This is a genomic window from Streptomyces sp. NPDC085932, from assembly GCF_044540525.1.
In the GTDB taxonomy this organism is placed as follows: domain Bacteria; phylum Actinomycetota; class Actinomycetes; order Streptomycetales; family Streptomycetaceae; genus Streptomyces; species Streptomyces levis.
In genome coordinates, this window is the sequence record NZ_JBITSJ010000003.1 from 464,044 (window position 1) to 478,173 (window position 14,130).

General features: G+C 73.2%; 14 protein-coding genes and 1 riboswitch. Of the genes, 4 read left to right on the plus strand and 10 right to left on the minus strand.

The window, feature by feature from the left end; genetic code table 11:
* Nucleotides 1-71 precede the first annotated feature (71 nt).
* Nucleotides 72-1,379 carry a D-alanyl-D-alanine carboxypeptidase family protein gene (locus tag ACIGAQ_RS18165; protein ID WP_399783887.1) on the plus strand — a complete coding sequence of 436 codons (1,308 nt, stop codon included), beginning with the start codon at nucleotides 72-74 and terminating at the stop codon, nucleotides 1,377-1,379.
* Here ACIGAQ_RS18165 and ACIGAQ_RS18170 read toward each other — a convergent pair.
* The 4 genes from ACIGAQ_RS18170 to ACIGAQ_RS18185 are packed head-to-tail and all read right to left on the minus strand — an operon-like array spanning nucleotide 1,327 to nucleotide 4,139.
* Nucleotides 1,327-2,244 (minus strand): YihY/virulence factor BrkB family protein, encoded by a 918-nt coding sequence (locus tag ACIGAQ_RS18170; RefSeq protein ID WP_399783890.1) that lies wholly within the window; start codon nucleotides 2,242-2,244, stop codon nucleotides 1,327-1,329. The genes ACIGAQ_RS18165 and ACIGAQ_RS18170 overlap by 53 nt on opposite strands.
* Nucleotides 2,232-2,684 carry a GtrA family protein gene (locus tag ACIGAQ_RS18175; protein ID WP_399783893.1) on the minus strand — a complete coding sequence of 151 codons (453 nt, stop codon included), beginning with the start codon at nucleotides 2,682-2,684 and terminating at the stop codon, nucleotides 2,232-2,234. Before ACIGAQ_RS18175 ends, ACIGAQ_RS18170 begins: the two co-directional genes overlap by 13 nt.
* Complete coding sequence (locus tag ACIGAQ_RS18180) at nucleotides 2,681-3,625, minus strand: decaprenyl-phosphate phosphoribosyltransferase (protein ID WP_362277239.1); 945 nt, start codon at nucleotides 3,623-3,625, stop codon at nucleotides 2,681-2,683. The genes ACIGAQ_RS18175 and ACIGAQ_RS18180 overlap by 4 nt, the downstream gene beginning before the upstream one ends.
* The gene (locus tag ACIGAQ_RS18185) at nucleotides 3,618-4,139 is read right to left on the minus strand and encodes a phosphatase PAP2 family protein (RefSeq protein WP_362277236.1); all 522 of its coding nucleotides are present in this window, start codon (nucleotides 4,137-4,139) and stop codon (nucleotides 3,618-3,620) included. The genes ACIGAQ_RS18180 and ACIGAQ_RS18185 overlap by 8 nt, the downstream gene beginning before the upstream one ends.
* A gap of 133 nt (nucleotides 4,140-4,272) precedes the next feature.
* On the opposite strand from ACIGAQ_RS18185, the gene ACIGAQ_RS18190 reads away from it, so the two are divergent.
* Together ACIGAQ_RS18190 and ACIGAQ_RS18195 are read left to right on the plus strand one after the other, a co-directional pair.
* Nucleotides 4,273-5,667, plus strand: coding sequence for an FAD-binding protein (locus tag ACIGAQ_RS18190; RefSeq protein WP_399783896.1), 1,395 nt, complete (start codon nucleotides 4,273-4,275; stop codon nucleotides 5,665-5,667).
* A 19-nt stretch (nucleotides 5,668-5,686) separates the two neighbouring features.
* Nucleotides 5,687-6,442: a decaprenylphospho-beta-D-erythro-pentofuranosid-2-ulose 2-reductase gene (locus tag ACIGAQ_RS18195; protein WP_311680125.1), complete on the plus strand. Its 756-nt coding sequence runs from the start codon at nucleotides 5,687-5,689 to the stop codon at nucleotides 6,440-6,442.
* An 11-nt stretch (nucleotides 6,443-6,453) separates the two neighbouring features.
* Here the strand turns inward: ACIGAQ_RS18195 and ACIGAQ_RS18200 are convergent, their stop codons facing one another.
* From ACIGAQ_RS18200 to ACIGAQ_RS18220, 5 genes are all read right to left on the minus strand, one after another.
* Nucleotides 6,454-7,032, minus strand: a complete 579-nt coding sequence (locus ACIGAQ_RS18200; RefSeq protein ID WP_311680127.1) for a 2'-5' RNA ligase family protein — start codon at nucleotides 7,030-7,032, stop codon at nucleotides 6,454-6,456.
* Nucleotides 7,033-7,175: 143 nt separating this feature from the next.
* Nucleotides 7,176-8,189 (minus strand): tryptophan--tRNA ligase, encoded by a 1,014-nt coding sequence (gene trpS, locus ACIGAQ_RS18205; protein WP_311680129.1) that lies wholly within the window; start codon nucleotides 8,187-8,189, stop codon nucleotides 7,176-7,178.
* Nucleotides 8,190-8,287: 98 nt separating this feature from the next.
* A complete protein-coding gene (locus ACIGAQ_RS18210; protein ID WP_311680131.1) occupies nucleotides 8,288-9,733 on the minus strand; it encodes a glycine hydroxymethyltransferase in 1,446 nt (481 codons plus the stop codon).
* A 31-nt stretch (nucleotides 9,734-9,764) separates the two neighbouring features.
* Nucleotides 9,765-9,850: riboswitch (ZMP/ZTP riboswitch) on the minus strand.
* 150 nt (nucleotides 9,851-10,000) lie between these two features.
* Nucleotides 10,001-11,182: a glutathionylspermidine synthase family protein gene (locus tag ACIGAQ_RS18215; protein WP_399783902.1), complete on the minus strand. Its 1,182-nt coding sequence runs from the start codon at nucleotides 11,180-11,182 to the stop codon at nucleotides 10,001-10,003.
* 14 nt (nucleotides 11,183-11,196) lie between these two features.
* Nucleotides 11,197-11,532, minus strand: a complete 336-nt coding sequence (locus tag ACIGAQ_RS18220) for a hypothetical protein (RefSeq protein WP_311680135.1) — start codon at nucleotides 11,530-11,532, stop codon at nucleotides 11,197-11,199.
* Nucleotides 11,533-11,661: 129 nt separating this feature from the next.
* On the opposite strand from ACIGAQ_RS18220, the gene ACIGAQ_RS18225 reads away from it, so the two are divergent.
* Nucleotides 11,662-12,507, plus strand: coding sequence for a hypothetical protein (locus ACIGAQ_RS18225; RefSeq protein WP_399784627.1), 846 nt, complete (start codon nucleotides 11,662-11,664; stop codon nucleotides 12,505-12,507).
* A 213-nt stretch (nucleotides 12,508-12,720) separates the two neighbouring features.
* Here the strand turns inward: ACIGAQ_RS18225 and ACIGAQ_RS18230 are convergent, their stop codons facing one another.
* The gene (locus tag ACIGAQ_RS18230; protein ID WP_399783906.1) at nucleotides 12,721-14,109 is read right to left on the minus strand and encodes a PLP-dependent aminotransferase family protein; all 1,389 of its coding nucleotides are present in this window, start codon (nucleotides 14,107-14,109) and stop codon (nucleotides 12,721-12,723) included.
* Nucleotides 14,110-14,130 lie beyond the last annotated feature (21 nt).

Sequence of the window (14,130 nt, forward strand, 5' to 3'; positions counted from 1 at the left end):
CTGTCCGGTTCCTTCTCCGGGGTGGGGCCGGAAGCGGGACTTCCCCACGCACGGCATGTACGTTTCCGACCGTGCCCGCACCGAAGAAGACCGCCAGGCGATCCCTGCTGGTCACCTCCGCCGTCCTGTCGTCCCTCGCCCTGGCCGCGCCCGTCGCCGTCGCGGCCCCCAAGCCCTCGGGCAGCCCGTCGGCGAGCCCCTCGGCGACTCCCCCGGCGTCGATGTCGACCGTCGGCGGTGCCCGGCTCGGGAGGCCGGGCACGCAGGTGAACCTGGCGAGCGGCGTGCCGGTGCTGCCGAAGGACGTCAGCGCCCGCTCCTGGATCGTCGCCGACGCCGAGACCGGTGACGTGCTGGCCGCGCACAACGCGCACTGGCGCCTGGCCCCGGCGAGCACGCTGAAGATGCTGTTCGCGGACACGCTGCTGCCGAAGTTCCCGAGGGACACCAAGCACAAGGTCGTGCCCTCCGACCTGGCCGGCATCGGCCCCGGCTCCAGCATGGTCGGGATAAAGGAGGAGGAGACGTACACGGTCCACGACCTGTGGCTCGGCGTCTTCCTGCGCTCCGGCAACGACGCCGTGCACGTGCTGTCCGCGATGAACAAGGGCGTCGAGAACACCGTCGCGGAGATGAACCAGCACGCCGAGGAGTTGCAGGCCCTCGACACGCACGTCGTCAGCCCGGACGGCTACGACGCCGAGGGGCAGGTCTCCTCGGCCTACGACCTGACGCTGATCGCCCGCTCCGGGATGCAGAAGCAGGACTTCCGCGAGTACGCCTCGACGGTGACGGCGAAGTTCCCCGGCGAGACGAAGAAGAACAAGAAGGGCAAGAAGGTCCGCAAGTCCTTCGAGATCCAGAACACCAACCGGCTGCTGGCCGGCGACGCGGACGTGCCCGTCTACGAGGGCATCGCCGGTGTCAAGAACGGCAACACCACCAACGCCGGCGCCACCTTCACCGGGGTCGCCGAGCGGGGCGGCAAGGTGCTGCTGGTGACGGTGATGAATCCGGAGAAGGACGAGCACAACGAGGTCTACAAGGAGACCGCCCGGCTGTTCGACTGGGGCTTCAAGGCCGCCGGGAAGGTGCAGCCGGTCGGCGAGCTGGTGCCGCCGAGGAGCGCCGCGCGGGCCGGTGCCTCGCCGGACGCGAACCCCTCCGGGGAGGCGGGCGGCTCCGGGGACGGCGGGAAGGGCCCGGCGGCGACGGGCTCCAAGCCGGTGGCCGGCGCCCCGGCGGCGGAGGGCTCCAGCGGCATCGGCGTCGCGCTCGGTGTCACCGGAGGCGCGCTGGTGCTGCTCGCGGGCGGTGCGTTCCTGGTCAACCGCCGGTGGCCGCTGCCGGATCTGGTGCGCCGCCGGTCGCGCCCGTGAAGCCCGGGACCTCGTCCTGCTTGCTCTGCGTCGCCGTCCAGGAGGCGCAGAACAGCACCAGCTTCGAGGTGAAGTTGATCCACAGCAACAGCGCGACGGGCACGCCGAACGCGCCGTACATGCTCTTCGCGGCCACGCCCTGGAGGTAGCCGCTGAGCAGCAGCTTCAGCAGTTCGAAGCCGACCGCGCCGGTCAGTGCCGCCACGACCAGGCGGTGGCGCGTCGGCTCGACGCCGGGCAGCAGCGTCAGGACGTAGAGCAGCAGCAGGAAGTTCGCGAGGACGGCGATCAGGAACGCGACGACGTGCAGCAGGGCCCCGCCCCAGCCGCCCTCGTCGATGCCGAGTTCCCTGATGATCCAGCCGATCATCGCGGAGGCGACGGCGGAGGCGGCGATGGTGACCAGGAGCGCGCCGCCCAGGCCCATCAGGACACCGGCGTCCTTGCCGTAGCGCACGAGGGGGTTCTCCTCCTCCTCGGGCAGCTCCCACACCGCCCGCAGGCACTCGCGCATCGAGCCGGCCCAGCTGACGCCGGTGAAGAACAGCAGCGCGCCGGCGATGAGGCCGATGGTGCCGGCGTTCTCCACCAGTCCGGCGATGTCCAGCTGGTCGGAGATGCCGGGCACCTGCTCGGCGATCTTGTCCTGCAGCTGGTCCTGCTGCTCGGTGCTGAGGGTGGCGGCGGCGATGGTGGCCGACACCGTGAGCAGCGGGAACAGCGCGACGAAGCTCGTGAAGGTCATCGCGGCGGCCAGCCGCGTCCACTTCACGCGATCCAGCCGCTCGTACGACCGCCACGCGTGGGTGATCATCAGCCGTTCCGCCCACGGCCCCACCACAGGGAGCTTTTTCAGCCAGTCCATGATCCGACTCTGCCCTCCGCCCGGAACACCCATGTACGGGTACCCCAGAAGCGCAGGACCGTGGCCAGGGCCATGCCGACGACCGCGCCGGAGACGGTGTCGGCGCGCTGCGAGGTGAGACCGAGGCCGTAGTGGCTGACGGTGAGGCAGAGCAGCTGGACGGCGGCCCCGGCGAGGTTCACCGCGAAGAACACCGCGCAGGGGCGCAGGCCCCGGGGCCGCGCGGCCCGGTAGGTGCCGAGGGCGTTGCCCGCGTAGGCGACCGCGCAGGCGGCCAGGAAGGACAGCGCCTTGGCGGGGAGCGGGCCGAGCCCGGCGGGGCCGCGCAGGCAGGTGAACAGGGCGAGGTCGACGGCGTAGGCGAGCAGGCCGACGCCGGCGAAGCCCAGCAGCTCCCGGCGCAGCGGGGGCGCGGGGCCGGACCAGGCACGTGTGGTCACCAATTGGCCACCGCCAGGCCGTACATCGCCACCCACGCCACGCCGATCAGGGCGAGCGCCCGGTCGCGCAGCACGACGTCCTCGGGTTCGCCGGCCGTGCCGCGGTCGGCGAAGACGGCGTAGCGCAGAATCGCGAGGATGAAGGCGACCATGGACAGCTGCCGCCAGGGCAGCACGCTGGTGTGCGGGACACCGCCCTCCTCCATGGCCCACAGGCAGTAGCCGAGGACGGCGACACCGGCCGCGAGCTGCCAGACGAAGCGGAGGTAGCCGGTGGTGTACTCGGTGAGCAACGCGCGTGTGGCGCCCGCCTTCCCGGCCATCTGCACGGCCTCCGAGTAGCGCTTGGCCGACACCATGAACAGCGCGCCGAACCCGGTCGTGATCAGGAACCAGCGCGACAGCGGGATGCCGAGGGCGAGTCCGCCGACCATGGCCCGCATCAGGAAGCCGGTGGTGACGACGGCGAGGTCGACGACCAGGACGTGCTTGAGGCTGATGCAGTACGCCAGTTGCATCGCGAGGTAGGCGGTCAGCAGGGCGGCGACGGCCGGGCCGCACAGCCAGGCCGCGGCGGTGGGCGCGAGGACGCCGAGCAGACCGCCCACGGCGTAGGCGACGGGGACCGGGACCTGTCCGGCGGCGACCGGCCGGTGCCGTTTGACGGGGTGGGCGCGGTCGGCGTCGGCGTCGCGGGCGTCGTTGACCAGGTAGACGGCGGCGGCACACGCCGTGAACAGGACGAAGACCAGGGCGAGTTGCGTCAGGGCGTGCCGGGAGAAGAGCTCTCCGGCGGCGGCCGGGGCGGCGACCACGAGGACGTTCTTGACCCACTGCCGGGGGCGTGCGGTCCGGAGCAGACCGGCCGGGACACCGCCTCTGCGGGGTGGTGCGGGCGGCTGCTCGGGGGCGCGCCGGCGGAGGACGGCCGTCTCAGTCACGGGGGGTGCCTCCCGTCATCCAGCGGGCGCCGAGCCGGGCCGTGAGGGCGCCGAGGGCTGCGCCGGCGGCGACGTCCGAGGGGTAGTGGACGCCGACGACCAGGCGGGAGACGCACACGGCGGCGGCGAGCGGCGGGACCGCGCGGACGCCCAGGGCGCCGAAGGCGACGGCGGCGGCCGCGGAGGAGGTGGCGTGCGAGCTGGGGAAGGAGTGCCGGCCGGCGGTGCGCACCAGCGGGTCGACGTGCGCGGGGCGCGGGCGGCGCACGACCCGCTTCACCCCCATGCTGACCAGGTGCGCCCCGGCGGTGAGGGCCGTGCCGCGCAGCCAGGCGCCGCGTCTGCCGCGGTCGACGGCGGCTCCGGCGAGCCCCGCCGCGAGCCAGAGCGCCGCGTGCTCCCCCGCCCAGGACAGGGCGCGTGCGGCGCCGGCCACGCGCGGGTCGGTGCCGCAGGCCCTGAGCGCCGCAACGATCCGGTGATCCATGTCGTACAGGTCGTCGAGGTCGTCCATGTGGACTCACTGTTCACGCCCGACTCGCCTGAACTCCGTCACTATTGAGCGACATCCCATTAATCACCCATTTCGGGGAGGGATGCCATGTTCCCGAACTCATCGCCCAGACTGGGGCGATACGGTCACGGACATGTCTGCCGACACCGACTCCGCCCCCGAGTACGCCCCGGACGTCATGGGCCTGGACCACACCACCGTCACCGGCTGGGGCCGCACCGCCCCCACCGCCGCCCGGCTGATCCGCCCACGGTCGTACGAGGAGGCGGCGGCGGCCGTCCGCGACTGCGGGGAACGCGGCGGGATCCCCCGGGGCCTGGGCCGGGCGTACGGGGACGCGGCGCAGAACGCGGGCGGGGCCGTGCTCGACATGACGGGCCTGGACCGGGTGCACGCGATCGACGCCGACGGCGGCACCGTGCTGTGCGACGCGGGCGTGTCGCTGCACCGCCTGATGGAAGTGCTGCTGCCCCTCGGCTGGTTCGTGCCGGTCACGCCCGGCACCCGCTACGTCACCGTCGGCGGGGCGATCGGCGCCGACATCCACGGCAAGAACCACCATGTCTCGGGCTCCTTCGCCCGCCATGTGCTCGCCCTCGAACTGCTCACCGCGGACGGCGAGATCCACACGGTGATCCCCGGCACGCCGCTCTTCGACGCGACGGCCGGCGGCATGGGCCTGACCGGGGTGATCCTCACCGCCACGATCCGGCTCCAGCCCGTCGAGACCTCACTGATGTCCGTCGACACCGAACGGGCCACCGACCTCGACGACCTGATGGCCCGGCTCGCCGCCACCGACCACCGCTACCGCTACTCCGTCGCCTGGATCGACCTGCTGGCCCGCGGCGCCGCCACCGGCCGCGCGGTCCTGACCCGCGGCGACCACGCGCCCCTGGACGCGCTCCCCGCCCGCCTGCGCCGCGACGCGCTCTCCTTCCGCACCTCGCGGCTGCCGTCCGCTCCCGCCGTCCTCCCCGAGGGCCTGCTCAGCCGGACCACCGTGGGCCTGTTCAACGAGCTCTGGTACCGCAAGGCCCCCCGGTCGCGGACGGGCCGACTCCAGCGGATCTCCGCCTTCTTCCATCCCCTGGACGGCGTCCCCCACTGGAACCGCGTCTACGGCCGGGGCGGCTTCGTGCAGTACCAGTTCGTGGTCGGCTACGGCCAGGAGGACGCCCTGCGCCGCATCGTGCGCCGGATCTCCGAACGCCGCTGCCCGTCCTTCCTGGCCGTCCTCAAGCGCTTCGGCGAGTCCGACCCGGGCTGGCTGTCCTTCCCCGTGCCCGGCTGGACGCTGGCGCTGGACATCCCGGCCGGCCTGCCCGGTCTCGGCGCGTTCCTCGACGAACTCGACGAGGAGGTCGCCGCCGCGGGCGGCCGCGTCTACCTCGCCAAGGACGCCCGGCTGCGCCCGGAGCTGCTCCCGGCGATGTACCCGCGCCTGGACGACTTCCGCGCCCTGCGCGCCGAGCTGGACCCGCACGGGGTGTTCGTGTCCGACCTGGCCCGCCGCCTCCATCTCTGAGCGATCCCTAGGAGCTGTCATGAAGGACGCCTTCGGCCTCCCCCAGTCCCTGCTCGTCCTCGGCGGTACGTCCGAGATCGCGCTGGCCACCGCCCGCCGACTGATCGCCCGCCGCACCCGCACCGTCTGGCTGGCGGGCCGTCCCTCACCCGCGCTGGAAGAGGCCGCAGGGCAGCTGCGCGGGCTCGGTGCCGACGTGCACACCGTCGCCTTCGACGCGCTCGACCCCGCCTCCCACGAGGCCGTGCTCGGCAAGGTCTTCGCCGAGGGCGACATCGACCTGGTGCTGCTCGCCTTCGGGCTGCTCGGCGACCAGGCCCGTGACGAGCGGGAGCCGGAGGCGGCGGTGCGGGTCGCGCAGACCAACTACACCGGCGCGGTCTCGGCGGGCCTGGTGTGCGCCCGCTCGCTGCAGTCGCAGGGGCACGGCTCGCTGGTCGTGATGTCCTCCGTCGCGGGCGAGCGGGCCCGCCGCGCCAACTTCATCTACGGCTCCAGCAAGGCCGGCCTCGACGCCTTCGCGCAGGGCCTGGGGGACGCGCTGCACGGCACGGGCGTGCACGTCATGGTCGTCCGCCCCGGCTTCGTGCGCACGCGGATGACCGCGGGGCTGCCCGAGTCGCCGCTGGCGACCACGCCCGAGGCGGTCGCCACGGCGGTCGAACTGGGGCTGCGCCGCCGCTCGGAGACGGTGTGGGTACCGGGCGCGCTCCGCGTGGTGATGGCGGCCCTGCGGCACCTGCCGCGCGGGGTGTTCCGCCGCCTGCCGATCTGACCCGCGGGGGGTCAGCGCGTGGGGACCGAGCCGTGGTCCACGTGGCCGGACTGCGAGGGGACCACCGGGCCGCCGAAGGGGAACTCGCGGAGCTTGCGCCAGACGCCGTCGGCGCCCTGTTCGTAGAGGGCGAAGCCGGTGCAGGGCCACTCGGCCTCGTAGCCGGCGAGCTCCCCGAAGGCACGGTCCATGGCGGCCTCGTCGATGCCGTGCGCCACGGTGACGTGCGGGTGGTACGGGAACTGCAGTTCGCGTGCGATCGGCCCGGCGGGGTCGCGGACCTGCTGCTGGAGCCGCGTGCAGGCCTCCGCTCCGGCGACGACCCGCACGAACACCACCGGCGACAGCGGCCGGAAGGTGCCGGTGCCGGACAGCCGCATCGGGAACGGCCGGCCGGCCGCGGCGACCTCGGTCAGATGCGCCTCGACGGCCGGCAGGGCGGCCTCGTCGATCTCCGTCGGCGGCAGCAGGGTGACGTGCGTGGGGATGCCGTGAGCCGCGGCGTCGCCGAAGCCCGCGCGCAGCTGCTGGAGCTCGCTGCCGTGAGGCTCCGGGACCGCGATCGAGACACCGATCGTTACGGTCCCCACGTCGTCTCCTGTCGTTTCAGTTGGCGGGCCGCTGATACGACCACCCGGTTATCGACTGTACGGCCACGACCGGGTTACGGGCAGGCGCAACCGGAGTGATGTACAGCGCTGTTCGGTGGTACGGCTGTGCGCGGAGGTGGCGTTCAGTGCTTGGCGGGCAGGAAGCCGACCTTGTCGTACGCCTGCGCGAGGGTCTCGGCGGCGACGGCACGGGCCTTCTCGGCGCCCTTGGCCAGGACCGCGTCGAGCGTCTCGGGGTCGTCCAGGTACTGCTGGGTGCGCTCCCGGAACGGCGTGACGAACTCGACCATGATCTCGGCGAGGTCCGTCTTCAGCGCGCCGTACATCTTGCCGGTGTACTTCTCCTCCAGCTCGCCGACGGTCTCGCCGGTGAGGGTCGAGTAGATCGTGAGGAGGTTGCTGACGCCCGGCTTGTTCTCGGCGTCGTAGCGGATCACCGTGTCCGTGTCCGTGACGGCGCTCTTGACCTTCTTGGCCGTGGCCTTCGGCTCGTCGAGGAGGTTGATGAGGCCCTTCGGCGTGGACGCCGACTTGCTCATCTTGATCGACGGGTCCTGGAGGTCGTAGATCTTCGCCGTCTCCTTGAGGATGTACGGCTTCGGGACGGTGAAGGTGGGGCCGAAGCGGCCGTTGAAGCGCTCCGCGAGGTCGCGGGTGAGCTCGACGTGCTGGCGCTGGTCCTCGCCGACGGGGACCTCGTTCGCCTGGTAGAGCAGGATGTCCGCGACCTGGAGGATCGGGTACGTGAACAGGCCGACGGAGGCGCGGTCGGTGCCCTGCTTGGCGGCCTTGTCCTTGAACTGCGTCATCCGGGACGCCTCGCCGAAGCCGGTGAGGCAGTTCATGACCCAGGCGAGCTGGGCGTGCTCCGGGACGTGGCTCTGCACGAAGAGCGTGCAGCGGTCCGGGTCGAGACCGGCCGCGAGGAGCTGGGCGGCGGCCAGGCGCGTGTTCGCGCGCAGGTCCTTCGGGTCCTGCGGGACCGTGATCGCGTGCAGGTCGACGACCATGTAGAACGCGTCGTGTGTCTCCTGCAGGGCCACCCACTGGCGGACGGCGCCGAGGTAGTTGCCGAGGTGGAACGAGCCGGCGGTGGGCTGGATGCCGGAGAGCACGCGGGGACGATCAGAGGCCATGCTGCTTATTGTCGCAGAGGGCTCGGAGGGTTCGTGCGTGGGGAACTGCGGACCGTGGAGGCCGGTCGCGCAGTTCCCCGCGCCCCTTGCGGGGCGATTCAGCCGAGGTCGATCTCCGGGTACAGCGGGAAGCCCGCGACCAGGTCCGTGGCGCGCCGGGAGATCTCGTCCGCGACCTTCGCGTCGAGGACGTGGGCGGCCTTGGAAGGGGCGCCCGACTTGGTGGTGCCCGGCTCGGTGGTGGTGAGGACGCGGTCGATCAGGCCGGCGACCTCGTCCATCTCGGCCGTGCCGAGACCACGGGTGGTCAGGGCGGGGGTGCCGATGCGGATGCCGGAGGTGTACCAGGCGCCGTTCGGGTCGGCGGGGATCGCGTTGCGGTTGGTGACGATGCCCGACTCCAGCAGGGCGGCCTCGGCCTGGCGGCCGGTGAGGCCGTAGGAGGAGGCGACGTCGATCAGGTTCAGGTGGTTGTCCGTGCCGCCGGTGACCAGGGTCGCGCCGCGGCGCATCAGCCCCTCGGCGAGGGCCCGGGAGTTGTCGACGATGCGCTGGGCGTAGTCGCGGAAGGACTCCTGGCGGGCCTCGGCGAGGGCCACGGCCTTGGCGGCCATGACGTGCGGGAGCGGGCCGCCGAGGACCATCGGGCAGCCGCGGTCGACCTGGTCCTTCAGGGAGTCGTCGCACAGGACCATGCCGCCGCGCGGGCCGCGCAGCGACTTGTGGGTGGTCGTCGTCACGATCTGGGCGTGCGGGACCGGGTCGAAGTCGCCGGTGAGGACCTTGCCCGCGACCAGGCCGGCGAAGTGCGCCATGTCGACCATGAGCGTGGCGCCGACCTCGTCGGCGATCTCGCGCATGATCCGGAAGTTCACCAGACGGGGGTAGGCCGAGTAGCCCGCGACGATGATCAGCGGCTTGAACTCGCGGGCCGTGGCGCGCAGGGCCTCGTAGTCCAGCAGGCCGGTGGCCGGGTCGGTGCCGTAGGAGCGCTGGTCGAACATCTTGCCGGAGATGTTCGGGCGGAAGCCGTGGGTGAGGTGGCCGCCGGCGTCCAGGGACATGCCGAGCATGCGCTGGTTGCCGAAGGCGCGGCGCAGCTCCGCCCAGTCCTGTTCGGAGAGCTCGTTGACCTGGCGGGCGCCGGCCTTCTCCAGGGCCGGGACCTCGACGCGCTGGGCGAGGACCGACCAGAAGGCGACGAGGTTGGCGTCGATACCGGAGTGCGGCTGGACGTAGGCGTGGCGGGCGCCGAAGAGCTCCTTGGCGTGCTCGGCGGCGAGGGACTCGACGGTGTCGACGTTGCGGCAGCCGGCGTAGAAGCGGCGGCCGATGGTGCCCTCGGCGTACTTGTCGCTGAACCAGTTGCCCATCGCCAGCAGCGTCGCCGGGGAGGCGTAGTTCTCGGAGGCGATCAGCTTGAGCATCTCGCGCTGGTCGGCGACCTCCTGGCCGATGGCGTCCGCCACGCGCGGCTCCACGGCGCGGATGACGTCGAGGGCGGCGCGGTAGGCGGTGGAAGCGGGGCTGAGCTCTGCGGACATGAGGACCTCCGGACGTTGCGTTCAGCGTTCACGGTACGGCCCAGGCGCACGGCTCTGTCTGCTCGGGCCGCTCCCCGATGGTTCGTCCATCCCAGCGCGCCAGTCACGGCCCGTGGCCAGCCTACCGGGTGGGGTGAGCGGGGAGCGTCCGCCGGGTCGCTCTTCGGTGCCGGGTACGGGTGCGCCGTGGTCGATCGCGCCCACGCGGCGGCAGCCGCACATCGATACAGCCCCGCGCCCCTTCCGGGGCGGTCCCCGCGGCCCCGGCTAAAGGATCACGTGGGGCAGGAATCTCGCGTACTCGTCCGTGATCAGGCCCGAGGACTCGCGGATGCCCAGGCCCGCCGACTCGTTCTCCACCACCCAGGCGCCCAGGACCACGCGGTTGCCGTCGAAGTCGGGCAGGGGGGCCAGTTGCTGGTAGCAGCAGGGCTCGTCGCGGGGGACGGGGTCCGTGCCGGGCTCGTGGATCGTGACGCCCGCTCCCTCCCGGCCCAGCAGCGGCTTGGCGACCCAGCCGGCGGCGGCCAGTTCCCGAGGGCCGTCCAGGTACGCGGGCAGCAGGTTGGGGTGGTCCGGGTAGAGGTCCCAGAGGATCGCGAGCAGGGCCTTGTTGCTGAGGAGCATCTTCCAGGCCGGTTCGATCCACAGGGTGGAGCCCGTGCCGCCGCCGTTGTCGAGGGTGTCCAGGACGTGCCCGGAGAAGCGGTCGGTGGTGAGCCACTCCCACGGGTACAGCTTGAAGATGCTGCGGATGAAGCGCAGGCGCTGGTCGACGAAGCGGCCGGAGAGGCGGTCCCAGCCGATCTCCTCCATGGAGATCCAGTCGGTGGCCAGGCCGGCCTGTTCGGCGGTCTCCTTGAGGTAGGCGACCGTCATGAGGTCCTCGCCCAGTTCGTCCGCCGAGGAGTAGGCGAAGTACAGGGGGCTGCCGGGCGGGAGGAGGGCCGCCTGGTTCTTCCACGCGTCGATGAGCCGCTCGTGCAGGGAGTTCCACTGGTCGGCGCCGGGGAAGCGCTCCTCCATCCAGAACCACTGCGGGGACGCGGCCTCCACCAGGGACGTGGGGGTGTCGGCGTTGTACTCCAGGAGCCTGGCCGGGCCGGTGCCGTCGTAGTGGAGGTCGAAGCGGCCGTAGAGGGAGGGGAGTTCGGCACGCCGGTGCCAGGCCTCGGCGACCGCCCGGGCCACGCGGGGGTCGGTGATGCCCAGGTCGGCGAAGCGGTCCTCGGTGACGATGTGCTCGGCCGCCGCCAGGCACATGCGGTGGAGCTCCTCGACCACCTCCTCCAGGGCCTCGATCTCGGGCAGGCCGAAGACGTAGTAGGCGCTCTCGTCCCAGTAGGGGCGCAGGGAGCCGTCGGGGTAGCGGGTCAGGGGGTAGATCAGGCCCTGTTCCTCGACGGTCTGCTGCCAGCCGGGGCGGGGTGTGGTGGTACGGCGTTCCATGCGTGGCGTTCCGCTCAGCCGCCGCCGCTGCCGCCCGAGCAGCCGAAGCCGCCCCGGTCGACGGCCTCGCTGCGGCTGAAGGTGCCGTCGTCCGCGTAGCCGCCGCTGACGTCGGCGTCGTAGTACCAGTCGGCGTTCGTGGCCTTGCCGGTCTTCTTGCGGCTCTTGCCGGTGGAGGAGCCGCAGTTCTTGTCGGCGACGATCTTGTAGCCGTTGATGTAGTCGTAGCTGTCCCGGTCCACGCAGCGGCGGTCCGGGTCGGAGCCGCAGGCGGACAGGGCCGCCGCGAGGACGCCCATGCCGCCGAGGACCACTGTGCTGGAACGCAGCCGCCGCCGTGTCTCCGCCATACCGGTGCTTCTCCCCCGTCTGCCTTCTGTCATGTACTGCCGGACGGTCAGCCTAGAGAGCGGTGTGAGCGGCCGTGCACGGCCCCCCTGCGCCTGCTCCTGCCCTAGGGTCGATTTGTGATCTTTGGCATGGTGTGCGCCCTGGCCGCGGCGGTCTGCTTCGGTACGGCGACGGTGTTGCAGGCGATCGCCGCGCGGGCCGCCGCGGCGACCGGGCCGGGCGGGGACGTGGTGCTGCTGTGGCGGGCGCTGCGGCAGTGGCGGTATCTGGCCGGGCTCGCGCTGGACGGGCTCGGTTTCGTCTTCCAGGTCCTCGCGCTGCGGTCGGTGCCGATCTACGCCGTGGGGGCGGCACTGGCGGCGAGCCTCGCCGTCACGGCCGTCGTCGCGGCCCGGCTGCTGAAGGTGCGGCTGAGCCGTGTGGAGTGGGCCGCGGTGGGGGTGGTGTGCGCCGGGCTCGCGTTGCTGGGGCTGGCCTCCGGCGCCGAGGGCGACGAGTCCGGGCCGGGCTGGCTCCGGTGGGCGCTGCTCGGGGCGGTGGCCGGGGTGCTGCTGCTCGGGGCGGCCGCCGGGCGGCTTCCGGAGCGGGGGCGGGCGCTCGCGCTGGGTCTGGGGTCCGGGCTGGGGTTCGGGGTGGTGGAGGTGGCGGTCCGGCTGATCGACGGCCTGACGCCCGTGGCGCTGCTCACCGACCCGGCGGTGTACGCGCTGCTGCTCGGCGGTGGGGCCGCGTTCCTGCTGCTGACCTCGGCCCTGCAGCGCGGGTCGGTGACGACGGCCACCGCCGGGCTCGTCCTCGGGGAGACGGTCGCGCCCGCGCTGATCGGCGTGGTGTGGCTCGGGGACCGCACACGGCCGGGGCTCGGCTGGCTGGCGATCGCCGGTTTCGCGGTGGCGGTGGCGGGGGCGCTGGCGTTGTCGCGGTTCGGGGAGGCGCCGGTGGAGGAGCGGGCCGGGACGGCCGGGCCGCCGTGAGCGGACGGGTTGCCGTGAGCGGACGGATCGTCGTGGGCCGACAAGCCACCGTGAGCCGACAAGCCACCGACGGGCCGAGGGGCCGACGTGAACCGACGTGCCGGTCCAGGAAGGACCGTTCCTCGCCCGGGCGGAACGCGGCTGGGCACCGCCGTGGTGCTGCTCGGCGACCCGCGCTCAGGGCGTCCGTGCCGGCCGGGGAAGGGCCGTTCCTCACCCGGGCAGCACCGCGCACAGCGCGTCCAGTGCTCCCGACCAGGCGTGGTCCGGCGGAGTCCCGTAGCCGACCACCAGGGCGTCGGCCGGCTCGGCGACCGCGTCGGCGTGCCGGTAGCGGGCCAGCCCGTGGACGGCCAGGCCCCGCCAGTGGGCGGCCTGGACGACGGACCGCTCGGTGCCGGGCGGCAGCCGCAGCAGGACGTGCAGGCCAGCCGCGATGCCGGTGACCCGGGCCTCGGGGGCCCGGGCCGCCACGGCGGCGACCAGGGCGTCCCGGCGGCGCCGGTAGCGCAGGCGGGTCGCCCGGACGTGCCGGTCGTAGGCGCCGGAGGTGAGGAACTCGGCCAGGGTCAGCTGGTCGAGCACCCCGCAGGTGTCGACGCCGCCCTTGGCCGCGGCGGCCTCCTCGGCGAGGTCCGGCGGCAGCACCATCCAGGCCAGCCGCAGGCCGGGCGCGAGGGACTTGCTCGCGGTGCCCAGGTAGACCACCCGGTCGGGGTCGAGGCCCTGGAGCGCGCCGACGGGCTGCCGGTCGTAGCGGAACTCGCCGTCGTAGTCGTCCTCCAGCACCAGCCCGCCGGTGCGGCGCGCCCAGTCGACGACGGCGGTCCGGCGGTCGCGGTGCAGGGGGACGCCCATGGGGAACTGGTGGGCGGGGGTGAGCAGGACCGCGTCGGTGCCGGACAGCGCGCCGGGGTCCGTGCCCCGGCGGTCGAAGGGCAGCGGGACGGTGCGCAGACCGCAGCCGGCCAGGACGCTCCAGTGCACGTCCAGGCCGTACGACTCCACCGCGACCGTCCGTGCGCCGCGCGCCCCCAGGGCCGTGCCGAGCAATCTCAGGCCGTGGGCGAACCCACCGCACACCACGATCCGTTCGGGGTCGGCGCGCACGCCCCGGGCCCGGGCGAGGTACCCGGCGAGCGCGGCCCGCAGCTCGGGCCTGCCGCGCGGGTCGCCGTAGTCGAGGGCGTGGTACGGGGCGGCGTCGAGGGCGCGGCGTGCGGCCTTGAGCCACTCGGCGCGCGGGAAGGACGCGAGGTCGGGACTGCCGGGGCGCAGGTCGTAGGCGGGGCGGGCCGCTGCGCGCGGGTGGGGCGCCGATCCGGCCGGCGGGACGACCGTGCGCTGTGCGACCCGGGTGCCGGAGCCCTGCCGGGCCGTGAGCCAGCCCTCGGCGACCAGGTCGGCGTAGGCGTCGGCGACCGTGTTGCGGGCGATTCCCAGGTCGGCGGCGAGCGAGCGGGAGGAGGGCAGCCGGGTGCCCGGGGCGAGCCGGCCGGAGCGCACCGCCTCGCGCAGGGCGTCGGTCAGCCCCCTGCGCAGGCCCGGGCCGGCCGGTTCCAGGTGCAGGTCGACGCCCAAAGTGGCCCACTGATCCGCCATGGAAATGGACCATACTCCTGG